At 61.4% G+C, this 25,206-nt stretch carries 21 protein-coding genes; 1 reads left to right on the top strand and 20 read right to left on the bottom strand.

The annotated features are described in order from the left end of the window. Nucleotides 1-27: 27 nt before the first annotated feature. The 18 genes from HX812_RS01160 to hutU form a co-directional block, all read right to left on the bottom strand. Nucleotides 28-825, bottom strand: coding sequence for a transporter substrate-binding domain-containing protein (locus HX812_RS01160; protein ID WP_025999974.1), 798 nt, complete (start codon nucleotides 823-825; stop codon nucleotides 28-30). 219 nt (nucleotides 826-1,044) lie between these two features. Beyond that, nucleotides 1,045-1,845, bottom strand: a complete 801-nt coding sequence (locus tag HX812_RS01155; RefSeq protein ID WP_038844770.1) for a transporter substrate-binding domain-containing protein — start codon at nucleotides 1,843-1,845, stop codon at nucleotides 1,045-1,047. Between the two features lie 186 nt (nucleotides 1,846-2,031). After that, on the bottom strand, nucleotides 2,032-4,602 hold the full coding sequence (gene mdoH / locus HX812_RS01150) for a glucans biosynthesis glucosyltransferase MdoH (RefSeq protein ID WP_038844768.1): 2,571 nt from the start codon (nucleotides 4,600-4,602) through the stop codon (nucleotides 2,032-2,034). After that, the gene (locus HX812_RS01145; RefSeq protein WP_038844817.1) at nucleotides 4,595-6,331 is read right to left on the bottom strand and encodes a glucan biosynthesis protein G; all 1,737 of its coding nucleotides are present in this window, start codon (nucleotides 6,329-6,331) and stop codon (nucleotides 4,595-4,597) included. The genes mdoH and HX812_RS01145 overlap by 8 nt, the downstream gene beginning before the upstream one ends. Before the next feature lie 267 nt (nucleotides 6,332-6,598). Continuing rightward, nucleotides 6,599-7,036, bottom strand: a complete 438-nt coding sequence (dtd, locus tag HX812_RS01140) for a D-aminoacyl-tRNA deacylase (protein ID WP_033897726.1) — start codon at nucleotides 7,034-7,036, stop codon at nucleotides 6,599-6,601. Beyond that, nucleotides 7,033-8,004, bottom strand: coding sequence for a prolyl aminopeptidase (gene pip, locus HX812_RS01135; protein WP_038844766.1), 972 nt, complete (start codon nucleotides 8,002-8,004; stop codon nucleotides 7,033-7,035). Before pip ends, dtd begins: the two co-directional genes overlap by 4 nt. Before the next feature lie 103 nt (nucleotides 8,005-8,107). Then, the gene (locus tag HX812_RS01130; protein WP_038844764.1) at nucleotides 8,108-9,043 is read right to left on the bottom strand and encodes an alpha/beta hydrolase; all 936 of its coding nucleotides are present in this window, start codon (nucleotides 9,041-9,043) and stop codon (nucleotides 8,108-8,110) included. Beyond that, nucleotides 9,040-9,972 carry a choline ABC transporter substrate-binding protein gene (locus HX812_RS01125; RefSeq protein WP_038844762.1) on the bottom strand — a complete coding sequence of 311 codons (933 nt, stop codon included), beginning with the start codon at nucleotides 9,970-9,972 and terminating at the stop codon, nucleotides 9,040-9,042. The genes HX812_RS01130 and HX812_RS01125 overlap by 4 nt, the downstream gene beginning before the upstream one ends. Before the next feature lie 129 nt (nucleotides 9,973-10,101). Continuing rightward, nucleotides 10,102-10,902, bottom strand: coding sequence for an N-formylglutamate deformylase (gene hutG, locus HX812_RS01120; RefSeq protein WP_038844759.1), 801 nt, complete (start codon nucleotides 10,900-10,902; stop codon nucleotides 10,102-10,104). Nucleotides 10,903-10,914: 12 nt separating this feature from the next. Further along, a complete protein-coding gene (gene hutI, locus HX812_RS01115; protein ID WP_038844757.1) occupies nucleotides 10,915-12,120 on the bottom strand; it encodes an imidazolonepropionase in 1,206 nt (401 codons plus the stop codon). 15 nt (nucleotides 12,121-12,135) lie between these two features. Further along, entirely contained in the window at nucleotides 12,136-13,545 is a 1,410-nt protein-coding gene (locus tag HX812_RS01110) for an amino acid permease (protein WP_038844755.1), read from the bottom strand. 225 nt (nucleotides 13,546-13,770) lie between these two features. Further along, a complete protein-coding gene (gene hutH, locus HX812_RS01105) occupies nucleotides 13,771-15,309 on the bottom strand; it encodes a histidine ammonia-lyase (RefSeq protein WP_152514709.1) in 1,539 nt (512 codons plus the stop codon). 32 nt (nucleotides 15,310-15,341) lie between these two features. Continuing rightward, a complete protein-coding gene (gene hutH, locus HX812_RS01100) occupies nucleotides 15,342-16,850 on the bottom strand; it encodes a histidine ammonia-lyase (RefSeq protein ID WP_038844813.1) in 1,509 nt (502 codons plus the stop codon). A gap of 145 nt (nucleotides 16,851-16,995) precedes the next feature. Beyond that, on the bottom strand, nucleotides 16,996-17,820 hold the full coding sequence (locus HX812_RS01095) for a glycine betaine/L-proline ABC transporter ATP-binding protein (RefSeq protein ID WP_050572407.1): 825 nt from the start codon (nucleotides 17,818-17,820) through the stop codon (nucleotides 16,996-16,998). Beyond that, on the bottom strand, nucleotides 17,817-18,668 hold the full coding sequence (locus tag HX812_RS01090) for a proline/glycine betaine ABC transporter permease (protein WP_010213842.1): 852 nt from the start codon (nucleotides 18,666-18,668) through the stop codon (nucleotides 17,817-17,819). The genes HX812_RS01095 and HX812_RS01090 overlap by 4 nt, the downstream gene beginning before the upstream one ends. A gap of 72 nt (nucleotides 18,669-18,740) precedes the next feature. Continuing rightward, a complete protein-coding gene (locus HX812_RS01085; protein ID WP_038844753.1) occupies nucleotides 18,741-19,706 on the bottom strand; it encodes an ABC transporter substrate-binding protein in 966 nt (321 codons plus the stop codon). 69 nt (nucleotides 19,707-19,775) lie between these two features. Beyond that, nucleotides 19,776-21,221 carry a cytosine permease gene (locus HX812_RS01080; protein ID WP_038844751.1) on the bottom strand — a complete coding sequence of 482 codons (1,446 nt, stop codon included), beginning with the start codon at nucleotides 21,219-21,221 and terminating at the stop codon, nucleotides 19,776-19,778. 43 nt (nucleotides 21,222-21,264) lie between these two features. Next, nucleotides 21,265-22,950 (bottom strand): urocanate hydratase, encoded by a 1,686-nt coding sequence (hutU, locus tag HX812_RS01075; protein WP_016979142.1) that lies wholly within the window; start codon nucleotides 22,948-22,950, stop codon nucleotides 21,265-21,267. 454 nt (nucleotides 22,951-23,404) lie between these two features. Here hutU and HX812_RS01070 point away from each other — a divergent pair, with 454 nt between their 5' ends. Next, nucleotides 23,405-23,803 (top strand): hypothetical protein, encoded by a 399-nt coding sequence (locus tag HX812_RS01070; protein ID WP_152514708.1) that lies wholly within the window; start codon nucleotides 23,405-23,407, stop codon nucleotides 23,801-23,803. Nucleotides 23,804-23,845: 42 nt separating this feature from the next. Here the strand turns inward: HX812_RS01070 and HX812_RS01065 are convergent, their stop codons facing one another. Further along, a complete protein-coding gene (locus tag HX812_RS01065) occupies nucleotides 23,846-24,403 on the bottom strand; it encodes a HutD family protein (RefSeq protein ID WP_038844749.1) in 558 nt (185 codons plus the stop codon). Further along, complete coding sequence (hutC, locus tag HX812_RS01060; RefSeq protein WP_232920667.1) at nucleotides 24,400-25,110, bottom strand: histidine utilization repressor; 711 nt, start codon at nucleotides 25,108-25,110, stop codon at nucleotides 24,400-24,402. Before hutC ends, HX812_RS01065 begins: the two co-directional genes overlap by 4 nt. Nucleotides 25,111-25,206: the final 96 nt, after the last annotated feature.

Genomic DNA, 25,206 nt, shown 5'->3' with positions numbered 1-25,206 from the left:
GCGAAGGGCACGACTCGGTCTAAAGCCTTATTCCATGTCCTTGAGCCACTCGGAGCTCTTGAACCACTTGTCATGGATGCGATCGTAGGTGCCGTCGTTGCGGATCTGGTGCAGGAAGTTGTTGATGAAGTTGATGCTGTCGTAGTCGCCTTTCTTCAGGCCAAACGCCAAAGGTTCGAAGGTGAAGGGTTCTTCCAAGTAAACCAGCTTGCCGTTACCGACCTTTTTCTCGGCCACAACGTTGTACGGCGCGTCATACACAAAGGCGTCGGCCTTGCCGTTGACCACGTCCAGCACGCCTTCCTGCTCGTTGTCATAGCCGTGGTACTTGGCCTTGGAGATCAGCTTTTTGGCGACCATCTCGCCGGTGGTGCCGAGCTTGGAGGTCAGGCGGTATTTCTCGTCGTTCAGGTCTTTGTAGGACTTGATGGTGCCTTCCAGTTCCTTGCGGATCAGCAGGGTCTGGCCGACCACAATGAAGGGTTCGCTGAAGTTCAGGCGCAGGTTGCGTTCCTGGGTCAGGGTCATGCCGCTGCCGATCATGTCGAACTTGTTGGTCAGCAGGGCCGGGATGATGCCGTCATAGCCGGTGGAGATCGGCTCGAACTTGACGCCCATGGACTTGGCCATGGCCTTGAGGATGTCCACTTCGAAACCGATGATTTCGCCGCGCTTGTTGGTCATCTGGAACGGCATGTAGGTCGGGTCCATGCCGACTTTCAGCGTGCCACGCTTGACCGCATCATCGATGGCACCGGCCTGGGCCGCATTGACCGCGACCAGCGCGGTGACGCCAAGCAGCAGCATCGAAAGATACTTTTTCATCATCAAGTCCCCTGAACGATTCTTATGAGGTCGGCGCGCAAACGGGCTGCACCATTTCGGGGTGCGATCCTAACCCACTCGTCTGCTGTCACAAAGGTTTCACGGCTATTTGTTGTCGGCGTATGTCGGAAAAGCCCCACAACCGCGCAGCAAAGGGCAGATGTAGACACGTGCAAGGTCGATGGAAGCAACGGCTTGATGTGTAAGCAGTTATGACCTTCAGTCGATCTCCGCCAGCCAGGCGGTGTCTTTAAACCACTTATCGTGAAGACGATCGTAGGTCCCGTCCTGGGCAATCTGGTTGAGGAAATGGTTGATCCAGTTGAGGCTGTCGAAATCGCCTTTGTTCAAGCCAAACGCCAGCGGTTCAAACGTGAAAGGTTGCTCGAGCGCCAGTAGCGTGGTGTTTTCCGGGCGGTTCAGGGCGATCAGGTTGTAGGGCGCGTCATAAATAAAAGCATCTGCCTTGCCCTGTACCACTTGGCGTACTCCTTCCTCCGGCGTGGGGAAGCTGCTGAGGCGGGCTGCCCCTAGAAACCGCCGCGCTGCCAGCTCGCCGGTGGTGCCTTCGGTGGTGGCGATCCGGTAGCTGGCGTCGTCCAGGTCTTCGACACTGCCGACCTTGCCCGCCAGGCTTGGGTGCAACAGCACGGACTGGCCGACCACAATGAACGAGTCGCTGAAGTTCAGCTTGAGGTTGCGCTCCTGGGTGACCGTCATGCCGCTGCCGATCAGGTCGAATTTCTTCGCCTGCAACCCCGCCACCAGCTCGGTGTAGGGCACCGCGACCAACTCAAGTTGCACACCCAGTGCTTGGCTCATGACGTTGAGCAGGTCGATTTCAAAGCCGATGATTCGCCCCTGTTTGTCGGTCATTTCGAAAGGCACATAGGTGGGTGTGGTGCCGACCTTCAGCACGCCGCGTCGTACGGCGTCGTCAATCGCGCCGGCCTGCGCCAACCCCGTGTGAATCAATGCGGCAGCGCTTAGCAGCAGCGCCAAACAATAGCCTTTGCTCATGAATACCCCTGTGACACGTCCAAATCCGGGGCGATGCTAACCCAGTCACGGGCACGGCAATATGCCTCGAAAGAGGGACTTTTGTTTCGAAAAAACAAGAGGTTAGCGGGAGGTAGGAGGGAGCGGAAAACGCTGTAGGACCAGCGCTTGGAACGCCCCCGAAGAGAACCCTCGGGGGCGTCTGAATCAGGCCGGTTGGGCCTGGGACGACAGCGGTTGCAACGGTAGCAACGGCGCGTGCGGATCAGCCTTGATCGAGTCACGCCAGGCGGCGAGCCACTCGGCATGGCCTTCGTTCCAGACGTGCTCATGCAGGCGAGCCAGGGCGACCGGGTCGCTGAGCAAGGCCAGGCGTTCGCCGTTGTTGAGGCCGGCCGGGCCGACTTTCAGCGCGTGACGCACACGTTCGGTACGCAGGTACTCAATCGGCTCCGCTTCACGATGACGCGAAGTCGCCAAGGCGCAGGCCAGGGCGTTCTGCTGCGGATCGACCACCGAACGCACGAAGCCATCGTTCAGCGCGTGCCAACGGTTTTCGTGGGTGTACTGCTCGGTCGACAGCAACGCTTGCGGCGGATTGTATTCCTCGGGGATCAGGAACAGGCTCTCGTCGCGGGACTTGAGGCCCAGCCCGACACGGCTGGAGATCACCGACACCGGGATCGACAGCATCAGCGACCCCACAATCGGCACCAACCACCACAGGAAGCTCGGGTTCAACCACACCACCAGCAGGGCCCACAGGAAGCCCAACACGGTTTGCGGACCGTGGCGCTTGACCGCTTCGCTCCATGGGGTGGAGTCGTCGTCACGCTGCGGCGAGTTCCAGGTCGCAGCCCAGCCGAGGAACGCGGCGAGTACAAAGCGGGTGTGGAAAATCATCCGCACCGGCGCCAGCAGCATGGAGAACAGCATCTCCAGCAGCATCGACAAGGTCACCTTGAACTTGCCGCCGAACTCTTTCGCGCCCTTGGCCCAGATCAGGATGATGCTCAGCAGTTTCGGCAGAAACAGCAGCACGATGGTGGTGGAGAACAGCGCCACCGCCTTGTCCGGATGCCATTGCGGCCACAGCGGGTACAACTGGCGTGGTGCCATGAAGTACTGCGGCTCCATCAGGGTATTCACCGCCAGCAGCGCCGTGGACAGCACCAGGAACAGGAACCACAACGGCGCCGACAGATAGGACATCACGCCGGTCAGGAACACCGCACGGTGCACCGGGTGCATGCCCTTGACCAGGAACAGGCGGAAGTTCATCAGGTTGCCGTGGCACCAGCGACGGTCACGCTTGAGTTCGTCCAGCAGGTTCGGCGGCAGCTCTTCATAGCTGCCCGGCAGGTCGTAGGCAATCCACACGCCCCAGCCGGCACGACGCATCAACGCCGCTTCAACGAAGTCGTGGGACAGGATGGAACCGGCGAACGCGCCTTTGCCCGGCAACGGCGCCAGGGCGCAGTGCTCGATGAACGGCTTCATGCGGATGATTGCGTTGTGACCCCAGTAGTGGGATTCACCCAACTGCCAGAAGTGCAGGCCGGCGGTGAACAGCGGGCCATACACGCGGGTAGCGAACTGCTGCATGCGCGCATACAGGGTGTCCATGCCCGACGCACGCGGCGCGGTCTGGATGATCCCGGCATCCGGCGTCGCTTCCATCAAGCGCACCAGGCTGGTCAGGCATTCGCCACTCATCACGCTGTCCGCGTCGAGCACGACCATGTACTTGTAGTCACCGCCCCAACGACGGCAGAAGTCGTCGAGGTTGCCACTCTTGCGCTTTACGCGACGGCGGCGGCGGCGATAGAAGATCTTGCCGAAGCCACCGGCTTCGCGGCACACGTCGAGCCAGGCTTGCTGTTCGGCGATACAGATGTCGGCGTCATTACTGTCGCTGAGCACGAAGAAATCGAAGCGGTCCAGGTCACCGGTGGCGGCGACCGATTCGAACGTGGCGCGCAAACCGGCGAATACCCGAGGCACGTCTTCGTTGCAGATCGGCATCACCAGCGCGGTACGGGCGTCTTTCGGAATCGGCTCGTCACCGGCACTTTTACCGGAGATCCGGTATTTATCGTGACCAGTCAGCAATTCCAGGAAGCCCATCAACGCGGTCCAGAAACCGGCCGACACCCAGCAGAACAAGATCCCGAACATGATCAGGATGCTGGTTTGCAAAGCGTATGGCAGTACCTGGGTGGCGGTTTGCAGCAGGGTCTGGTTGCGGATTTCGTCGAAGTCGACCAGCGACCAGCCCTGGTAGGGCATGATGCCTTTCATGTACCAGCCAGCCACGATGGTCTGGCCGAGCATCAGCACCAGCAGGATGTAACGACGGATCGAACCGACGGTACGCCAGCGCGCGGCCGGCAATACACGCTCATCCTTCGGCGGCGCCGGAGGATTGCTGCGCCCGGTGAGTCGGCGCCAGCCGCGCACCAGGATATTGGTGCGCCACGGCTCCGGCACCACGCGGGTACGACGGATTGGCGGCGTGGCCTTCAGGCACACACGGCCAGCAGCGTCGAGCGCCAGCATTTCGGCGTCTTGCAGCTCTTCGGCGGTGTTGAGGGTCAACCGCGTGCCAACCGACGCCTGGGCGGCGTCGACCGGCGCGTCGAATGTCGACGACGACAAGCGCTCGTGCAACTCGGTGAAGGATGTGCAGCCCGCCAATTCGGCGCGCTGCTCAGCGGTCATCGGTAGATGCGCCAGATACTCCTGCAGAGTTTCTGGCTGGACTTGAGAATTACTCATCGGCAGGCAACTGATAGCTCCAGGTTTCGGTCAGGACTTGTTCGGTCTTGATCGGCTCCGGCGTGGCTGGGGCAGCTTCTGGCTGCTTGGCTTCCTTGTCTTTCGCGTCTTTCTTGGCCTGTTTTTCGTGCTGCTTGGCCAGGACCTTGTCAGCCTTGAGCACGTGGCTCGAGTCCTGCTCAGGAGCCGGTGGCGGAACGTCCTGCACCAGCGCGGCGCGCATTTCGGTCGGCTTGCCTGCGTCCTTGATCTTCATACGCAGGGTCAGGCGCCAGCCTTTGGTGTGTTCGTTGTAGCGCACGCTGTTCTCAACCAGTTCGGCGTTGTCGCCGACGCTCACCTGGCTGCGCACCGGGGCATCCGACGGCAGGGCCTTGAGGGACGGGCCCTCGAAGTCCACCAGGTAGGCCACGCTGCCGTCTGGCTGGCGGATCAGGTTGGATTGCTTCACGTCACCGGTAGAACGCAGGGTCTGCTTGACCCAGGCGCTGTCGCTTGGGTGCAGGGATTTTTCGTCCATGGTCCAGTGCAAGCGGTAGGACACATCCAGTGGCTTGCCGACTTCAGGCAGCTCGGCCGGGCTCCAGAACGCAACGATATTGTCGTTGGTTTCGTCAGCCGTCGGAATTTCCACCAGGTTGACGGTACCTTTGCCCCAGTCGCCCTCTGGCTCGATCCAGGCGCTTGGGCGCTTGTCGTAGTTGTCGTCGAGGTCTTCGTAGTGGCTGAAGTCGCGACCGCGTTGCAGCAGGCCGAAACCTTTCGGGTTCTCTACGGTGAAGTTGCTGACCGACAGGTGTTTAGGGTTGTTCAGCGGGCGCCAGATCCACTCGCCGTTGCCGGCATGGATCGACAGGCCGCTGGAATCGTGCAGCTCACGACGGTAGTTGAGCACTTTGGAAGGCTGGTTCGCGCCGAACAGGTACATGCTGGTCAACGGGGCAACGCCCAGTTTGCTGACCTTGTCGCGCAGGAACATCTGGGATTTCACGTCGACAATGGTGTCGGTGCCCGGACGCAGGATCAGGCGATACGCGCCGGTCGCCCGTGGGGAGTCCAGCAGTGCAAAGATCACCAGTTGTTTCTCACCCGGCTTTGGACGCTCGATCCAGAACTCGGTGAAACGCGGGAATTCTTCGCCGGACGGCAATGCAGTGTCGATCGCCATGCCACGGGCAGACAGGCCGTACGCCTGGCCCTTGCCGACCACGCGGAAGTAGCTCGCGCCCAGCATGGTCATGATTTCGTCTTGCTTGTCGGCCTTGTTGATCGGGTACAGCACACGGAAGCCGGCATAACCCAACTGTTCGGTGGCTTTGGGATCAAACTTCACGTCGCCAAAATCGAAGCGCGTCGGGTCGTATTTGATTTCCTGGACGCTGTCGGCGGTGACTTCGTTGATTTTCACCGGTGTATCGAAGTGCATACCCTGGTGATAGAAGGACAGCTTGAACGGGGTGTTCTGATCGGCCCACTCGGCTTTTTCGTTGCGGAAACGAATTTTCTGGTAGTCCGCGAACTTCATTTCGCGGAATTCGTTCGGCAGATTGCTGCGCGGAGCTTCGTATTTCTGCCCGGCCAGCTCTTTTGCCTTGGCCGACACATCATCCAGACTGAATGCCCACAGTTGACCCGCGCCGAACAGGCAAAACAGGGCGGAGCCCGTCACCAGTGCGTTTCGTAACCGTTTGGCAGACAATTTTGGTGCATTACAGGGACTAACAATCACGAGCAACCCTCGCCGAAAACAGATCAAAAAACCAACGGCCAGCTATCTATATGCCAGGTTGGCGAGCATTGTTCCGACTCCCCTGGGGCAAAATGATTCCCCATTGGTTGTCGGACAAGTCTCTACCTAAGTCAAAAATGGACCAAACAACGCTGATCCCCGTAGCGCGCGATTATCTAGTAGCCCGCGAGACAACGCATCAGGGATAACGAAGTATTTGTAGCGAAACCCTGCGTTTTTAGGCATTAAAAGTCGTTTTTAATACATTCACGTCTGCAAGAGGAAGGTCACAGGGCCATCATTGACCAAATGCACCTGCATATCCGCGCCAAAACGCCCTGACGCCACCTTGCCATGCAATTGTTGCGCTTGTAACAGCAAGTGATCAAAAAGCGCCGCTCCCAGGGCCGGTGGGGCCGCTGTGGAGAAGCTTGGCCGCAGCCCGCTCTTGGTATCCGCCGCCAGGGTGAACTGCGACACCAGCAGCAAACCACCATCGATATCCTTCAACGACCGGTTCATCTTGCCTTCGTCGTCGCTGAACACCCGATAGTTCAACAGCTTGTGTAACAGCTTATCGGCACTCTCCGGCGTATCCGCAGGCTCGACGGCCACCAGCACCAGCAACCCCTGGTCGATGGCGCCGACGATTTCGCCCGCGACCTCGACCCGGGCGCCGCGCACCCGTTGCAGCAGGCCCTTCATGCTTCTTCGGGCGGCAGATCGAGCAAGCGACGTGCCATCTGGCTGGTCGCCCGCACCAAGGCATCGGTGATGCCGGGCTCGGACGCGGCATGGCCGGCCTCGCGAATCACCTGCAACTCACTGTTGGGCCACGCCTGGTGCAACTCCCAGGCGTTATCCAAAGTGCAAATCATATCGTAGCGCCCGTGAATGATTACGCCAGGCAGATGGGCGATCTTGTGCATATCGCGGATCAGCTGGTTGGGCTCCAGGAAGGAGTTGTTGGTGAAGTAGTGGCACTCGATCCGCGCGATGGACAGCGCGCGCTGTGGCTCGGAAAACCGCTCCACATGCTGCGGGCTCGGGCACAGGCCGAGCATGCGCCCTTCCCAGCCGGACCAGGCCTTGGCCGCGTGCATCTGGGCGATCTGGTCGTTGCCGGTGAGGCGCTTGTGGTAGGCCGCGATCATGTCGTGACGCTCTTCCGGCGGGATCGGCGCAATGTAGTCCTGCCAGTAATCCGGGAACAGGCGGCTCGCGCCTTCCTGGTAGAACCAATGGATGTCCTGCGGCCGGGCCAGGAAAATGCCGCGCACGATCAGGCCGTGCACACGCTCCGGATGGGTTTGCGCGTAGGCCAGGGCCAGGGTCGAGCCCCAGGAACCGCCGAACAGCACCCATTTGTCGATGCCCAGGTGCTCGCGGATGCGCTCAAGGTCGGCGACCAGATCCCAGGTGGTGTTGTTTTCCAGGCTGGCGCGCGGGGTGGAGCGCCCGCAGCCACGCTGGTCGAAGGTGACGATGCGGTACAAGTTAGGGTCGAAATAGCAACGGCTCTGGGCATCACAACCGGAACCCGGACCACCATGGATAAAGACGACGGGCAAGCCTTCGGGGGAGCCACTTTCATCGACGTACAGCGTGTGGATGTCATCGACGGCCAGATCGTGCCGGGCGTGGGGTTTGATCTGCGGGAACCAAGTCTGCATTGCGCGCTCCGTAAGGGGTCGGGTTCATCCCTGGGGGGACGTCTTTTATTTTGCCGTCTGGCACTATAAACCCGAATTGTGCAATGAGCATGTCCTAGAGCACTTAGACCTGTGTCAGCCCTTCGCTCCCCAGGTAGTCCAGCAGGTATTCATAGAGCCGGTCCACTTCCGGCGCTTGCCGCCGCGCCCGCAGGCAGCCGTGGACCAGGCCTTTGCCGGGATACAGCACGGCGGCCACGCCTGCCGCCTGCAGACATTCGGCGTAGAGCATGCCGTCGTCGCGCAGCGGGTCGAACTGGGCCACGGCGATCAACGCCTTGGGCAAACCGCTGAAGTCTGCGGCCAGCAGCGGCATCGCGTAGGGCGACGGCCTGTCGCTGCCCTGCAGGTACAGCGCCAGGTAGCCGTCGGTGTCGGCGCTGCTGAGCAAGGGCGCGTCCATGCAGTCGCGCCGTGACGGCAAGTCGCAGGGGCCGCCCAACCCTGGATAGATCAAGACCTGGGCGCGCGGCAACGGTTGCCCGTCGTCGCGCAATCCCATACACAATGCTGCCGCCAGGTTGCCGCCTGCACTGTCGCCCATGACCACCAGGCGCCGCAGGTTGATGGCATACGGCGCCTGCCCCGCCTGGATGGCCTGCCACACGGCGCGACAATCCTCATAGGCGGCCGGGAATGGGTGTTCAGGCGCCAACTGATAATCGATGGCGATCACCAACACCTGCAACGCCGTAGCCAGTTCGAAGCAGATGAAATCGTGGGAATCCAGCCCGCCGACGACCCAACCGCCGCCATGCATATAAAGGAGGCAAGGCCAGCCATCAGCAGGAACCGGCGAGGCCGGCAGATAACTGCGCACGCCGACGCCAGCCAAGGTCAAGTCCTCGACCTGCAAGCCTTCGGGTTTCGCCGGGGTGAATGCCTGGCACATGCGGTCGTAGTTTTGGCGTAAGCCCGCCAGCGATGAGTCGTCGCTGGTGAAGGACTCCGTCTTCTCCACGAACGCTGCCAGTTCTGGCGAGATCGGGTATCGACTCATTTAAGACTCGCCTGCACTGCCGCCGCCCCATCGCTGCCATCGAACGCCTTGACCCCAGCCAGCCAGCGCTGCAAATCCTCGGGGTGATCACGCAGCCATTGCTTGGCCACGTCCTGCGGCGATTTGCGCTCCATGATCGGCACCATCAACTGGCTTTCCTGGGCGGCAGTGAAGGTGAGGTTTTCCAACAGGCGATTGGCGTTGGGGCAGCGCTCGGCAAAATCCGGCGCCGTGACGGTGGAGACGGTGGCGCGGCCTTCGTCGGGGCCGAATACGTCTTCACTGCCGGTGAGATAGGCCATCTTCATGTTGATGTTCATCGGGTGCGGCGTCCAACCGACGAACACCACGAACTCCTTGCGATTCACCGCGCGCTGCACCGCCGCCAGCATTCCGGCTTCACCGGAGGCGACCAACTTGAAGCCGCCAAGGCCGAAGCGGTTGGTGTCGATCATTTTCTGGATATCGGTGTTGGCGCCGCTGCCCGGCTCGATGCCATAGATCTTTCCGCCGAGCTTGTCCTTGAAACGGGCGATATCGGCGAAGGTCTTCAAGCCCGCATCCGCCACGTATTGCGGCACGGCCAGGGTGGCCTGGGCGTCGGCGAGGCTGGGTGTATCGAATACCTTGACCTGCTTGGCCGCCAGGAACGGCGCGATGTTGTTGTCCATCGCCGGTTTCCAGTAACCGAGGAAAATATCCAGGCGCTTGTCGCGGATGCCGGCAAAGATGATCTGCTGCACGGCGCTGGTCTGTTTGCTGTCGTAGCCGAGGCCATTGAGCAGCACGTCGGCCATGCCGGAAGTGGCGACCACGTCGGTCCAACTGACCACGCCCATGCGGATGTTTTTGCAGGAGGCCGGTTCGGCGGCCATGACGTTGGCGCTGAGCAACGCGGCGCCGGTGAGGGTCAACAACAGTTTTTTCATGGAAGAGGTCTCACTCGGCAGCTTTATTGTAGGAGTGGCGTCTGACGCGCCGTATCCACAACCTTACCCAGCGAGACCTCGATAAAAGCGACCTGTGGCGACCGGGTTTTGCACCCAGGCGACAGACGGTCAGCCGTAGCGCTTCTGCCCCCACGCCAACAAACCTTGCAACAATTGCTTGAGCACCACCCGCGTCGGCTCGGCCAGATCCGCTCGATACCGGAACGGCTCGAACTCTTCCATGTAGGCGCTCTGGCACAGCTCCAGCTGCACCGCGTGGATATCCCGGGCCGGGTCACCGTAATGCCGGGTGATGTGGCCGCCCTTGAAGCGCCCGTTCAGCACATGGGTGTACTGCGGATGCGCCGCGCAAATAGCTTCCAACTGGCTGGCAAGCTCCGGATCACAGGCGGCGCCATTGAAGGTGCCGAGGTTGAAGTCCGGCAGCTTGCCGTCGAACAGGTGCGGGATCACCGAGCGGATCGAGTGCGCATCGAACAGCAGCGCGTAGCCGAACTCGGCCTTGAGCCGTGCCAGTTCCTCCTGCAGGGTGCGGTGATACGGGCCCCAGACCTTTTGCAGGTAGCTTGCGCGCTCGGTCTCGCTGGGTTCCAGGCCTTCTTGGAACAACGGCACACCGTCGAACAACGTGGCCGGGTACAGGCCGGTGGTGGCGCCCGCGTACAGCGGCTTGTCGTCGGAGGGACGATTAAGGTCGATGACGAACCGCGAGTACTCGGCCGCCAGGGTGCTGGCGCCCAGTTCTTCGGCAAAGTCATACAGCGTGGGGATGTGCCAGTCGGTGTCCGGCAGGCTTTGCGCCTCGGGGATCAACCCCGCCTCGACAGCAGGCGTCAGGCGCAGACCCGCGTGGGGCATGCTGATCAGCAGCGGCACACGGCCTTGTTTGAAGTTCAGAACCTTATCCACGAACAGTACTCCTCAAACAGTGACATCGACGCCGTGGCGTACGACGCGTTTATCCAGCTCGCCGCCCAGCCAATAGGCCAGATCGGCGGGACGATCAATCTGCCAGGCGACGAAATCCGCGACCTTGCCCACTTCCAGGGAGCCGTGGGTATCGCCCATGCCCAGTGCGGTCGCCGCATGTTGAGTGGCGCCCGCCAAGGCTTCTTCCGGGGTCATGCGGAACAGCGTGCAGGCCATGTTCAGCATCAGGCGCACCGACAGCGCCGGCGAGGTGCCGGGGTTGAGGTCGCTGGCGATGGCGATCTTCACGCCGTGCTTGCGCAGGGCGTCCATCGGCGGCAACTGGGTTTCGCGCAGGAAGTAGAACGCGCCCGGCAGCAACACCGCGACGGTGCCAGCAGCAGCCATGGCGATGGCGTCTTCTTCGGTCATGAACTCCAGGTGGTCCGCCGACAGCGCCTGGTAACGCGCCGCCAGGCTGGAGCCGTGCAGCGACGAGAGTTGCTCGGCGTGCAGTTTCACCGGCAGGCCGAGTTGCCGGGCAACCTTGAACACGCGCTCCACCTGCTCGGTGGAAAACGCCAGGTATTCACAAAACGCATCCACCGCGTCCACCAGCCCTTCCGCCGCCAAGGCCGGCAGCATTTCGGTGCAGATGTGCTCGATGTAGTCGTCGGCGCGGTCCTTGTATTCCGGCGGCAACGCGTGGGCCGCCAGGCACGTGGCGCGCACGCTGACCGGCAGCGCTTCACCGAGGCGACGGGCGACACGCAGCATCTTACGTTCGTTGGCCAGGTCCAGACCGTAGCCGGACTTGATCTCCACGGTGGTCACGCCATCGCGTAGCAGACTGCGCAGGCGTTTTTCAGCGCTGGCAAACAGCTCATCTTCCGTCGCCGCACGGGTGGCGCGCACGGTACTGGCAATGCCGCCGCCCTTGGCCGCGATCTCGGCGTAGCTGACGCCTTCGAGGCGTTGCTCGAATTCGCCGCTGCGGTTGCCGCCGAACACCGTGTGGGTGTGGCAGTCGATCAGCCCGGGGGTGACCCACGCGCCTTGCAGGTCATGCACCTGGGCGTAATCCGCCGTGGGTGCCTGGCTGCGGGGGCCGATCCACTCGATGAGCGAACCGACGGTCACCATGGCGGCATCCTCGATGATCGAGTATTTGCCCTGTGCCATGGTTGCGACGTGGCAGTGTTGCCAAAGCGTTTTCATCAACGCCTCCCTAGATTAACGATGAGACAAAGCCGGGTCGTAATGGACCTTGGCCGCTTGCCCGGCAGCGGGCTTGACCCACAGCAGGTAAGCCACCACCAGCAGAACGATCCATACAGCACCGACCAGCAAAGCGGCCTGGGTGTCCGGGAAGTAACCCAGCACGCCAAACACGAACAGCATGAACACAATGGCGGCCGCCGGCGCATAGGGCCAGAACGGCACGGGGAATTTCAGTTCGGCCACCTGCTCTTTAGTCATCGAACGGCGCATGGCGACCTGGGTGAACAGGATCATCAGCCACACCCACACGGTGGCGAAGGTGGCAATCGAGGCGATCAGCAGGAACACGTTTTCCGGGATCAGGTAGTTGAGCACCACACCGCCGAGCAGCGCCGCGCCCATCACCACCACGGTCATCCACGGCACGCCGTGTTTGGACAATTGCGCAAAGCCTTTGGGTGCCTGCCCTTGCTGGGCCAGGCCGTACATCATGCGGCCGGCGCCGAAGATGTCGCTGTTGATCGCCGAGACGGCCGCCGAGATCACCACGATATTGAGAATGGTCGCCGCCGAGCCGATGCCGAGGTTGCTGAAGATCTGCACGAACGGGCTGCCTTGGCTGCCGATCTGCGGCCACGGATAGATGGCCATCAGTACGAACAAGGTCAGCACGTAGAACAACAGGATGCGCAGCGGCACGGCGTTGATCGCCTTGGGGATCACGCGCTGTGGGTCCTTGGCTTCACCGGCGGTGATGCCGATGATTTCGATGCCGCCAAAGGCGAACATCACCACCGCGAACGAGGCGATCAGGCCGCCAATGCCGTTGGGCATGAAACCGCCGTGGGCCCACAGATTGCTGAGGCCGCTGGCCTGGGTTTCACCGGCCGAATGAATGCCAAACAGCATGATGCCAAACCCGCCGAGGATCATCGCCACAATGGCACCGACCTTGAGCAGCGACAGCCAGAACTCCATTTCGCCAAACACTTTGACGTTGCACAGGTTCAGGCCGCCGATCAAAAACACAATGCCGAGCACCCAGACCCAGCGCGCGACGTCGGGAAACCAGAAGCCCATGTAGATACCGAAGGCGGTCACGTCGGCCAGGCAGACGATGATCATTTCAAACGCGTAGGTCCACCCGAGGATAAACCCGGCCATGGGACCCAGGTAGGTGCTGGCGTACTGGCCGAAGGAGCCGGAAACCGGATTGTGCACGGCCATTTCGCCGAGGGCACGCATCACCATGAATACGGCGGCGCCGCCAATCAGGTAGGCCAGCAGCACGGCCGGACCGGCCATTTGGATGGCGGAGGCAGAGCCATAGAACAGGCCGGTGCCGATCGCGGAACCGAGTGCCATGAAGCGAATATGTCGGGCGCTGAGCCCGCGTTTCAATCCTTTCTCTTGCTGGTGCATTTCTCTTCCCTAGTTATTTTTATCCCGAGAAAATTCCGAACGACGACCATGATGAATGCATTCTTTTGTGGTGAGCGGGCTTGCCCCGCGCTGGGCCACGAAGCGGCCCTGAAGTCGCCACCGCATTTCTTCAGGCAGAACGCGGCGGCAGTTTTTGGGGCTGCTGCGCACCCCAACGCGGGGCAAGCCCGCTCACCACAGGGAGCATGCCGTCCTCTGGATCGGTTACAGACTCGGCAGCAGCTTGGCCGGCACCAGCTCATTCAGGCAGCGGCTGGCGAGCAGTTCGCTGGCGGCGTTGATGTCCGGTGCGAAGAAACGGTCCTTCTCATAGAACGCCACTTTGTCGCGCAGGATCCCGCGCGCTTTTTCCAGCGCAGGCGAGGTTTTCAGGCCTTCGCGCAGGTCCAGGCCCTGGCACGCGGCCAGCCATTCCACGGCGAGAACGCCACGGGTGTTCTCGGCCATTTCCCACAGGCGCTTGCCCGCAGCGGGGGCCATGGACACGTGGTCTTCCTGGTTGGCCGAGGTCGGCAGGCTGTCGACGCTATGGGGATGGGCCAGCGCCTTGTTTTCGCTGGCGAGCGCGGCGGCAGTCACCTGGGCGATCATGAAGCCGGAGTTCACACCGCCATTGCCCACCAGGAACGGCGGCAATTGCGACATGTGCTTGTCCATCATCAGCGAGATACGACGCTCGCTGAGCGAGCCGATTTCAGCGATGGCCAGTGCCATATTGTCGGCGGCCATGGCCACCGGCTCGGCGTGGAAGTTGCCACCGGAAATCACGTCGCCTTCGGCGGCAAATACCAGCGGGTTATCCGACACGGCGTTGGCTTCTACCACCAGCACCTCGGCGGCCTGGCGGAACTGGGTCAGGCACGCGCCCATGACTTGTGGTTGGCAGCGCAGCGAGTACGGGTCCTGCACCTTGTCGCAGTTCTGGTGCGACTGCGACACCTGGCTGCTTTCGCCCAGCAGGTGACGATAGGCCGCCGCCGAATCGATCTGCCCACGCTGGCCGCGTGCGGCATGAATGCGTGCGTCGAAGGGTGAGCGCGAACCCAGCACTGCTTCCACGGTGAGCGCGCCGCATGCCAGGGCGCCGGCGAACAGGTCTTCGCCTTCGAACAGGCCACGCAGGGCATAGGCGGTGGACACTTGGGTGCCGTTGAGCAGCGCCAGGCCTTCTTTGGCGGCGAGGGTCAGCGGCGTCAGGCCGGCGACTTTCAGCGCTTCGGTGGCTTCCAGCCATTCGCCCTTGTAGCGTGCCTTGCCTTCGCCCAGCAGCACCAGGGACATGTGCGCCAAGGGCGCCAGGTCGCCGGAGGCACCGACCGAACCTTTCAACGGAATATGCGGGTACACCTCGGCGTTGATCAGCGCGATCAGCGCGTCGATCACCTGGCGGCGGATCCCGGAGAACCCACGGCTGAGGCTGTTGACCTTGAGCACCATGACCAGCCGCACCAGCGCATCGCTGATCGGCTCACCGACGCCGGCGGCGTGGGACAGCACCAGGGAACGCTGGAGGTTTTCCAGGTCTTCGCTGGCGATGCGGGTCGAGGCCAGCAGGCCGAAACCGGTGTTGATGCCGTAGGCGGTGCGGTTCTCGGCGAGAATCTGCTCCACGCAAGCAACACTGGCGTCGATCTGCGCCGTGGCGCTGTCATCCAGACTGAGGGTTACCGGCTGCTGGTAGATGGCTCGCAGTTGGGCAAGGCTCAGTTGGCCTGGAATCAGGTTTAGCGCAGTCACATTCATACTCCTTTTGAATTGTTCTTTTGAATAAGGCTTCAGTGCAAATTCGGTAAGTCGGTGCTTTTGAGCAGTTGGGCAGCGGCCGCAATGTCCGGCGCCAGCCAGCGGTCCTGCTCGTAGGCTGGGACCACTTCACGCAACAGGCGCCACGCGCGGTCGGTGCCGGCGCCGAAGCGCTGGTCCTTCAAGAATTCGAACGCCTGGGCCGCCAGCAAGTACTCGATGGCGAGGATCTGCGTCACGTTGGCCAACACCTGGTGCAGCTTGAGCGCGGCATTGGTGCCCATGCTCAGGTGGTCTTCCTGCAGGCCCGAGGTGACGAAGTTGTCGAGCACCGCCGGTTGCGCCAACTGGCGGTTTTGCCCACACAGCGAAGCGGCGACGTACTGCACGATCATCATCCCGGAGTTGACCCCAGGGTTGCTCACCAGAAACGCCGGCAAGCCGCTGACATGCGGGTTGATCAGGCGGTCCAGGCGGCGTTCGGCCACCGAGCCGATTTCGGCCATGGCGATTGCCAGCATGTCCGCCGCCAGTGCCACGGATTGTCCGTGGGGGTTGGCCTGGGACACCACGCGGTAATGGTCCGGCGTGCCGAGTACCAGCGGGTTGTCGGTGGCGCTGTTGAGTTCGGTCTCGACCTGGCGCGTGGCGTGTTCCACCTGGTCGCGGGCTGCACCGTGGATCTGTGGGATCGAACGGATGCTCAAGGCGTCCTGGGTGCGAATGCCCTTGCTGCTGGCGATCACTTCACTGCCATCGAGCAACGCGCGCAGGTTGATGCCGACGTGTTGCATGCCTGGGTGCGGTTTTAAGGCGATGATCTCTTCGTCAAACGCGTCGATCTGGCCGCGCTGGGCTTCAAAACTCATGGCACCGATCACGTCGGCCCATTGCAGCAAGTGATGGGCATCGGCCAGGGCCAGGCAGCTCAGGCCGGTCATGCACGGCGTGCCGTTGACCAGGCACAGGCCGTCTTTGGCGCCGAGCACGACCGGATGCAATCCTTCCGCGCTTAAGGCCTCTTGAGCCGGAACGATGCGGCCTCGGTAACTCACATTGCCCACGCCCAACAAGGCCACGCCCACATGGGCCATGTGGGTCAGGTAACCCACCGAACCCTGGGACGGCACTTGCGGTGTGATGCCATGGTTGAGCAACGCCAGCAACGAGTGCACCACCTGCGGATGCAGGCCGGATTTGCCGTGGCTGTAGTTGATGATCGCCGCGCAGATGATCGCGCGGGTCTGCTCGTCACTCAGCACCGGGCCAACGCCACAGGCATGGCTCAGCAAGGTATTGCGCGACAGCTGGCTGAGTTGTTCGCCCTTGAGCGACACATTGCACAGCGCGCCCAGGCCGGTGTTCACGCCATAGGCGCGCTCACCGCTGGTGACGATGCGTTGCACGATGGCCTGGGCATTGTCGATGCGTGCCCAGGCCTGGCCCGAGAGTTCGAGGACCGCACCGTGGCGGGCGACGGCGACGACGTCCTGCCAGCGCAACGGCGTATCGGCGATGGTGATTTTTGTTGCCTGGGACATCTTCATACCTTCTTCAATTCTTGTGCAGCCTTGCCGGCCTATTCGCGGGCAAGCCCGCTCCCACATTTGATCGGGTTCACACACTTCAAATGTGGGAGCCGGGCTTGCCCGCGATGGCGCCAGCCGGTCCACCACATAATCCGGATCAGACCACCGCCGCCCGCCGCTGAACGAACCGATCCACATACTCATCCGCCGGCGAATGCAGGATCTCCCGAGGGGTGCCGACCTGGATCAGCTTGCCGTCCTTGAGGATCGCAATGCGGTTGCCGATGCGCACGGCCTCGTCGAGGTCGTGGGTGATGAACACGATGGTTTTGTGCAGGGTCTTTTGCAGCTCCAGCAACTGGTCCTGCATCTCGGCGCGGATCAGTGGGTCGAGTGCACTGAAAGCCTCGTCCATCAGGATGATGTCGGTGTCCGCCGCCAAGGCGCGGGCCAGGCCGACGCGCTGGCGCATGCCGCCGGAAAGCTGGTGCGGGTATTTGTTTTCGTAGCCCTTGAGGCCCACGGTTTCGATCCAGTGCAGGGCGCGTTCGGCGCAGACCTGCTTGGTTTCGCCACGCACTTTCAGGCCGTAGGCGACGTTGTCGAGCACGCTCTTGTGGGGCAACAGGCCGAAGCTCTGGAACACCATGCTGATCTTGTGCCGACGGAATTGGCGCAGGGCTTCCATGTCCAGTTGCAGGATGTCTTCGCCGTCCACCAGGATCGCGCCGCTGGTGGGGTCGATCAGGCGGTTGAAGTGGCGCACCAGGGTGGACTTGCCGGAACCCGACAGGCCCATGATCACGAAGATCTCGCCAGTGCCGATGCTCAACGACAAATCGTTCACGCCGACCACGCAACCGGTCTCGGCCAGCACCTGGTCCTTGGTCTTGCCCTGGCCGATCAGCGACAGCGCATCCTTGGAGCGGGCGCCGAAGATCTTGAAGACGTTTTTAACTTCGATTTTGCTGACAGTAGTCATTTGCTCGCCTCATGCCGTGGACGACCATAGGCCTGGGTAATGCGGTCGATGACCACTGCGAGAATCACGATCGCCAGCCCGGCTTCGAGGCCACGGCCGACGTTGAGGGTCTGGATGCCGACGAGCACGTCTTCACCCAAGCCTCGGGCGCCGATCATCGAGGCGATCACTACCATCGACAGCGCCATCATGGTGGTCTGGTTGATCCCGGCCATGATGCTCGGCAAGGCCAGCGGCAGTTGCACGCCGAACAGTTGCTGCCAGCGGTTGGCACCAAAGGCGTTGATGGCTTCCATGACTTCGCCGTCGACCTGGCGAATACCTAAGTCGGTGAGGCGGATCAGCGGCGGCGCGGCGTAGATCACGGTGGCGAAAATCGCCGGGACCTTGCCCAGGCCGAACAGCATCAGCACCGGAATCAGGTACACGAAGCTCGGCATGGTCTGCATGATGTCGAGCAGCGGCATCAGCACCGAGCGCAGGCGATTGCTGCGTGCGGACAGAATGCCCAGCGGCACGCCGATCAGCACCGAGATCACCGTGGCGACCATCATCAAGGCCAGGGTCTGCATCAGCTTGTCCCACAGGCCAACCGCGCCCACCAGGAACAGCAAACCGACGATCACCGCCGTGGTTACCACCTTGCGGGTGGCGTGCCAGGCGACGCCGCCGACGATGGCCAGCATCAGCCACCAGGGCGCTGCGCGCAGCAGCCCTTCCAGGTTGACGATGGCCCATAGCAGGGTGTCGGAAATGTGCCGGAACACATCACCGTAGTTGGTGACCAATGAGTCCACCCAACCGTTGACCCAGTCGGCGATGGAAAACGTAAAACTCTCAGGAAACATATCGTGCTCTCGATCCAGTGGGTTGTGGCCAGGCGCCCGGCTGCCCCCTCAGGGTAGCCGGGCACGCTTGACCTACAAGGCCGCGTCGATTTTCTTGGCTGCGTCGTCGCTCACCCAGGCGTGCCAGACTTCAGGATGTTCCTTGAGGAAAATTTTCGCCAGTTTTGGCGACTCAATTCGCTCCTTGGCCATGCGACCCAGGTTCTGGTTCAGCAGGTCGATCGGCAGGTTGACCTTTTCCAGCACGGCCACCAGTTCCGGGGCTTGCTCGTGGAAGGTCTTGGACAGGCCGACCTTGATGCTCACGCTTTTATCCACACCGGGTTTTTCTTCCAGCTTGACCAGGTCGACCTGGCCCATCAGCGGGGTTGGCGACCAGTAGTAGAACAGGATCGGCTCGCCGCGCTTGTAACTCGACAGCACCGCCGCATCCAACGCCGGGCCGGTGCCTGGGCGGAAGTTGGTGTAGGAATTTTCCAGGCCATAGCTTTTCAGCATTTCGCTGTTGTCCAGCTCGCAGGTCCAACCGGCCGGGCAGTTGTAGAAACGGCCTTTGGAGGGCTCTTCCTGGTCCTTGAACACCGCAGCGTACTTGGCCAGGTCAGCAATATTTTTCAGGTCCGGAGCCTTGGCTTCCAGCTTGCGCTTGGCATCGCCTTCGATCACATAACGCGGCACGTACCAGCCTTCGATGGCACCGACTACCGGGGCGCCGACGCCGACGACTTTGCCGGCCTTCTCGGCCTTGTTCCAGACTTCACTGCGGCCCACCCACTCTTCGGCAAAGACCTGGATGTCGTTGCTGCTCAGGGCGTTTTCCATGGTGATGGAGTTGCCCGGCAGGCTGTCGGTTTTGCAGTCGTAGCCTTTTTCCAGCACGGTTTGCAGGATGTCGGTGAGCAACATGCCGCTTTCCCAGTTCAGGCCTGCGAATTTCACCGGCTTGCCGGATTCGCACCAGCCGGCCGCCTGGGCGCCAGCGCTTGCCAGCAAACCTGCAGAGAGCAGGGTGGCCATCAGGGTCTTATGCATTTTCATTGTTGTGACGCTCCCAATCTTGAAATGGATTACGGCAGTCAGTAGGCATCCTGCCCTGTCCACGTCCCATCAGGCTTGTGCCGCCAGCCCGGTTGTTGTTGGTATAGCGCCCTGCTCTGTTGGCAGGATCAGTTGATCGGGCACCGTGCCGTGCCATTTTTTCGCACACAGGTAATACAGCGCTGCCGGCAGTACCAGACCGATGATCCAGGAAATGTCCACATCACCCAGCGCGGCCACCAAAGGACCGGTGTAGAACTTGGTGGAGATGAACGGCAATTGCACCAGCACGCCGAACACGTACACGCTGATCCCCAGCAGGTTCCAGCGACCGTAGCGACCGTTCGGATCGGCCAGCGCCGGTACGTCATAACGCTCACGGGTGATGCAGTAGTAGTCCACCAGGTTGATCGCGCTCCAGGGCGTGAAGAACGCCAGCAGGAACAGGATGAAAGACTTGAACGCACCGAGGAACGAGTGCTGGCCGAGCAAGGCGATCAAGGTCGCGGTGCCGACAATCGCCAGCACGAACACCAGGCGTTGCAAGCGCGTGACCTCCAGGCGGCCACGGAAGCCGCTGATGATGGTCGCGATGCACATGAAGCTGCCGTAGGAGTTGAGCGTAGAGATGGTGACCTTGCCGAACGCGATGCTGAAATACAGCAGCGCCGCAGTGGCCCCCGTGCCACTCAAGCCGACGATGTAGGCCACTTCGTGACCGGCGAATTGCCCGTTGGACATGGCCGCGGCAAACACGCCGAGGACCATCGCCACCTGCGCGCCGATCACCGAACCGGCACCGGCGGCGAGAAAGGTTTTCACCGAAGAGGTCTTGCTCGGCAAATAGCGCGAGTAGTCCGCCACGTAAGGGCCGAAAGCGATCTGCCAGGACGCCGCAAGCGACACCGCCAGCAGGAAGCTGCTCCAGCTGAAGTGGCGGATCTGCAGGAGTGCGCCAACGTCGGTCTGGCTCATCAGACGGCTGAACAGGTAGACAAAGGCGATCACGCCAATGACGCTGGCGACACGACCGATGAAATGGATTACCCGGTAACCCAACACCGTGACCAGCACAATGACACTGGCGAAGATCAGGATGCCGATGCTGTCGCTGACCCCGAACAACTGGCCCAGCGCCTGACCGGACAATACCGTGCCGGTGGCGGTGAAGCCGAGGTACATCAGGCACACCAGCACGATCGGAATCGCCGCGCCGTACACGCCAAACTGCACCCGGCTGGAGATCATCTGCGGCAGGCCCAGCTTGGGCCCTTGCGCCGCATGCAACGCCATCACGCCGCCACCGATCAGCTGACCGACCAACAGGCCGATCAACGACCAGAACACATCACCGCCCAGCACCACGGCCAAGGCCCCGGTAACAATCGCGGTGATCTGCAGGTTGGCACCCATCCACAGGGTGAACTGGCTCAATAGACGACCGTGTCTTTCCGCTTCCGGGATGTAGTCGATCGAACGTTTCTCGATCAACGGGGTGGTGTCATTTGCAGCCATGGGTGTTCAACCTCTGATGGATTGTTGTCAGGGTGGTGCTGGCTTACTTGATCATCGGCAGGTTCAAGCCCTGCTCCTTGGCGCAATCAATCGCGATCTGGTAGCCGGCGTCTGCGTGACGCATCACCCCGGTGGCCGGGTCGTTGTGCAGTACGCGGGCAATACGCTCGGCCGCTTCGTCGGTACCGTCGCAGACGATGACCATGCCGGAGTGCTGAGAGAAGCCCATGCCCACGCCGCCGCCGTGGTGCAGCGAAACCCAGGTCGCGCCGCTGGCGGTGTTGAGCAAGGCGTTGAGCAGCGGCCAGTCGGACACGGCGTCGGAACCGTCCTGCATGGCTTCGGTTTCGCGGTTCGGGCTGGATACCGAACCGGAGTCCAAGTGATCACGGCCGATCACCACCGGTGCCGACAGCTCGCCGCTGCGTACCATTTCGTTGAACGCCAGGCCGAGCTTGGCGCGCTGGCCCAGGCCCACCCAGCAGATACGCGCCGGCAGGCCCTGGAAGCTGATGCGCTCGCGCGCCATGTCCAGCCAGTTGTGCAGGTGAGCGTCGTCGGGGATCAGTTCTTTGACCTTGGCGTCGGTCTTGTAGATGTCTTGTGGGTCGCCGGACAGCGCCGCCCAACGGAACGGGCCGATGCCACGGCAGAACAGTGGGCGGATGTAGGCCGGGACGAAACCTGGGAAGTCGAAGGCGTTTTCCACGCCTTCTTCCTGGGCCATCTGGCGGATGTTGTTGCCGTAGTCGAAGGTCGGGATGCCTTGTTTCTGGAATTCCAGCATGGCTTTGACGTGCACGGCCATCGACTGCTTGGCGGCCTTGATCACAGCAGCCGGCTCGGTCTTGGCGCGGGCGCGGTATTCGTCCCAGGTCCAGCCGGCTGGCAGGTAGCCGTTGAGTGGGTCGTGGGCGCTGGTCTGGTCGGTGACCATGTCCGGGCGCACGCCGCGCTTGACCAGTTCCGGCAGGATTTCCGCCGCGTTACCTAGCAGGGCAATGGAGATGGCCTTGCCTTCTTTGGTGTACTTGGCGATACGCGCCAAAGCATCGTCGAGGTCGGTGGCTTGTTCGTCGACATAACGGCTGTTGAGGCGGAAGTCGATGCTGACCTGCTGGCACTCAATGTTCAGCGAGCACGCGCCGGCGAGGGTCGCGGCCAAAGGTTGCGCGCCGCCCATGCCGCCGAGACCGGCGGTGAGTACCCAACGGCCAGTCAGGTCGCTGTTGTAATGCTGGCGACCGGCTTCGACGAAGGTTTCGTAGGTGCCTTGGACGATGCCCTGGCTGCCGATGTAGATCCAGCTGCCAGCGGTCATCTGGCCGTACATGGCCAGGCCCTTGGCATCCAGTTCGTTGAAGTGTTCCCAACTGGCCCAGTGCGGCACCAGGTTGGAGTTGGCGATCAGTACACGCGGGGCATTGCTGTGGGTCTTGAATACGCCGACCGGCTTGCCGGATTGCACCAGCAGGGTTTCGTCGTCATTCAGGTTGGTGAGGCTCTCGACGATCTGGTCGTAGCACTCCCAGTTGCGCGCCGCACGGCCGATACCGCCGTACACCACCAATTCTTTCGGGTTCTCGGCCACTTGTGGGTCGAGGTTGTTCATCAGCATGCGCAGCGGCGCTTCAGTCAGCCAGCTTTTGGCGGTGAGCTTGTTACCGTGGGCGGCACGGATTTCGACGTCGCGGTATTTTGTAGGCTTGGCTTTAGAAAAATCGGTCACTGCTGGACTCCTCGGCACGATGCGCGAACATGGATGGTGCGAAGGAGAGTCTTACGCACACATCTTTACTTGTACATACAAGCATATGCAATCAAGCGGCCAACTTTAGAAAGGCGTCGTCGGGATTTTTCGTGGAGGGGTGTGCAAGCCTTGGAAATTGAGGCTTTGAGGCTTGATGAAATTTCTTGCAGACGTTTCTTGCCGGGAGAGGGGTTTGTCACCACAACGCAGCGTTGCGCCGCATTGGGGCATTCGGTAACAAAATGGTGCGCACGGTTGGGAAGCGAGGGTGGGCATGCGTAGCAGTGAAATAGCGCGCCTGGCCTGCCAGGCAAAAGGCGCGTCCCAACGACGATTTTTCTGAGTTATCTGTAGCCCAGTAAAAACGGATTTTTTCGTATATTCAGTGGTTTAGAGTCGGCTTTCACACACCCAACACCCTGGAAGACTTATCGTGACCACTCTAAAACGGGCAGGCATCTTTATCGTACTCATGGCGACAAGCATGGCTTCAGTCCAGGCCATTGCCGCCACCTTTACTGCGACCCTTGATAAAACAGGAAAAGTTATTGCGCAGTCACCCAAGTGGATCAAGGACGTGAAACTCACCGCCCAACCTGATTACTTCTCCGATTACAAAGTCAGGTTTGTGCCGGGAGTGTTCAAGGACGCGCCACGGTTTTGCACCGTGTCGGTGACGGACGTCAGCTCCAATGATCACATCTTCTACGGCCACGCCAAGTTGGGGAGCGTCCCGGCGATCAACTACGTCAACGTTTTAACGCTGAAAGTGGGAGACAACAAACCCGCTGGCGATTCTTCGATGGGCTTTCAACTGATGTGCGTTAAGTAAACCCATCTCTCCATACTGGCTGAGCGCCGGTCATACAAGCGCTCAGCTGTTGCTCAGTTCGATAACGCAACAGCGACCGCTCACGGTAACCTCCAGCAGGTCAGTGTTACCGTCCACTTGCAGGCAGTCGTGATGGCCAAGTTTCTGGTCCAGCACCTTCACTTCATCCGCAACACTGAACACCAGCACTGTCTGCGCGGTGCTGAAGAAGCGCTGTTCGCCATCGATCCATTGCAGCCGTGCGTGGTAACGCTGGGGCGAATAGATCAGGTTGAAGTCGCGGATCGGCCCGGTAATCAAACGGCATGACACTTGGCTGTCACCCTTGAACGCAAAAGCTTGCAGCGGCAGCAACCCGCGTTGTTCTTCGCCGTCTACGGTCAAGACCATGCCAGCGCCCTGGATCACGGTGATCACGCGCTGGTAGCCGGCAAAGGTGGAGAAGCCGCCGGACTCAGCGATATCCGCAATCGACAAGCGCCAACCAAAGCCATCCAGCCCTGTACCGGCATCACGGGTGATTTCTTCGGTGCTGCCGCCGCCGTTTTTCCAGGGCATGCGTACGTAATCGGCGGCGCGCCAGACTTTTACGGAACTCATTTACTGAAGCGTCCTTCCAGGCTGTGACGGGAACCGGGGTGGATCAAACGCGCGGCGGTCACCGGTTGGCGACCCGACCAGGTGCGTCGGCGAATCAACAGGCACGGCTCGGTGGGTTCGATCTGCAGCAGCTTGCACTCGGCGGCGTCGGCAAGGATGGCTTCGACCACGTGCTCGCCTTCGGTCAGTGGCGCCACCTGGTTCAGGTAGGCATACGGCGTTTGCTGGGTGAAATCCTGTTGAAGGTACTCCGGCGCGACCAGGGCATTGACGAAACGGTCTTCGATTTGCACGGGAATATCGTTTTCGAAGTGCACGATCAATGAATGGAAAACGCGCCCGCCTTCACGCATCTCCAAGGCGACGGCGCGCTCGGAACCGGCAGCCTCTTCGCCCAGGTGGATGACCTGGCAGGTATGCCGATGACCGCGTGAGGCGATCTCATCGGCAATGTTGTGCACTTCGAACAGGGCTGACTGGCTCTTGGGCTCGGCGACAAAGGTGCCGACACCTTGCATGCGCACCAGCAAACCTTCAGCGGTGAGCTCGCGCAGGGCGCGGTTGATGGTCATGCGGCTGAAACCCAGCTGGCTAACCAGTTCGCTCTCCGACGGCACGCGGTAATGGGGCGGCCAGTTGCCGTTGAGAATCTGCTGGCTGATCATTTGTTTGACGCGGGCATACAAGGGCGCCGGACTTTCGTCCATGTGGGCAGCCAGCGAAGACTTGGCAGGCGGAGTCGGCACAGGGAATCCTTGCAGGGGGAAAAGATGCATAGATTGCCGGAGTTTACCGAGCAGGCA

This window comes from Pseudomonas sp. IPO3749 (assembly GCF_013386605.1).
Classification (GTDB): Bacteria; Pseudomonadota; Gammaproteobacteria; order Pseudomonadales; family Pseudomonadaceae; genus Aquipseudomonas; species Aquipseudomonas azotoformans_A.
This window is presented reverse-complemented; position numbering and strand designations above follow the sequence as displayed.

Bases quoted from the DNA above. Each gene is read 5' to 3' on its own strand.
- HX812_RS01160 (WP_025999974.1), bottom strand. From the start codon at position 825: ATGAAAAAGTATCTTTCGATGCTGCTGCTTGGCGTCACCGCGCTGGTC.
- HX812_RS01155 (WP_038844770.1), bottom strand. From the start codon at position 1,845: ATGAGCAAAGGCTATTGTTTGGCGCTGCTGCTAAGCGCTGCCGCATTG.
- mdoH (WP_038844768.1), bottom strand. From the start codon at position 4,602: ATGAGTAATTCTCAAGTCCAGCCAGAAACTCTGCAGGAGTATCTGGCG.
- dtd (WP_033897726.1), bottom strand. From the start codon at position 7,036: ATGAAGGGCCTGCTGCAACGGGTGCGCGGCGCCCGGGTCGAGGTCGCG.
- pip (WP_038844766.1), bottom strand. From the start codon at position 8,004: ATGCAGACTTGGTTCCCGCAGATCAAACCCCACGCCCGGCACGATCTG.
- HX812_RS01130 (WP_038844764.1), bottom strand. From the start codon at position 9,043: ATGAGTCGATACCCGATCTCGCCAGAACTGGCAGCGTTCGTGGAGAAG.
- HX812_RS01125 (WP_038844762.1), bottom strand. From the start codon at position 9,972: ATGAAAAAACTGTTGTTGACCCTCACCGGCGCCGCGTTGCTCAGCGCC.
- hutI (WP_038844757.1), bottom strand. From the start codon at position 12,120: ATGAAAACGCTTTGGCAACACTGCCACGTCGCAACCATGGCACAGGGC.
- HX812_RS01110 (WP_038844755.1), bottom strand. From the start codon at position 13,545: ATGCACCAGCAAGAGAAAGGATTGAAACGCGGGCTCAGCGCCCGACAT.
- hutH (WP_152514709.1), bottom strand. From the start codon at position 15,309: ATGAATGTGACTGCGCTAAACCTGATTCCAGGCCAACTGAGCCTTGCC.
- hutH (WP_038844813.1), bottom strand. From the start codon at position 16,850: ATGTCCCAGGCAACAAAAATCACCATCGCCGATACGCCGTTGCGCTGG.
- HX812_RS01095 (WP_050572407.1), bottom strand. From the start codon at position 17,820: ATGACTACTGTCAGCAAAATCGAAGTTAAAAACGTCTTCAAGATCTTC.
- HX812_RS01090 (WP_010213842.1), bottom strand. From the start codon at position 18,668: ATGTTTCCTGAGAGTTTTACGTTTTCCATCGCCGACTGGGTCAACGGT.
- HX812_RS01085 (WP_038844753.1), bottom strand. From the start codon at position 19,706: ATGAAAATGCATAAGACCCTGATGGCCACCCTGCTCTCTGCAGGTTTG.
- HX812_RS01080 (WP_038844751.1), bottom strand. From the start codon at position 21,221: ATGGCTGCAAATGACACCACCCCGTTGATCGAGAAACGTTCGATCGAC.
- HX812_RS01065 (WP_038844749.1), bottom strand. From the start codon at position 24,403: ATGAGTTCCGTAAAAGTCTGGCGCGCCGCCGATTACGTACGCATGCCC.
- hutC (WP_232920667.1), bottom strand. From the start codon at position 25,110: ATGGACGAAAGTCCGGCGCCCTTGTATGCCCGCGTCAAACAAATGATC.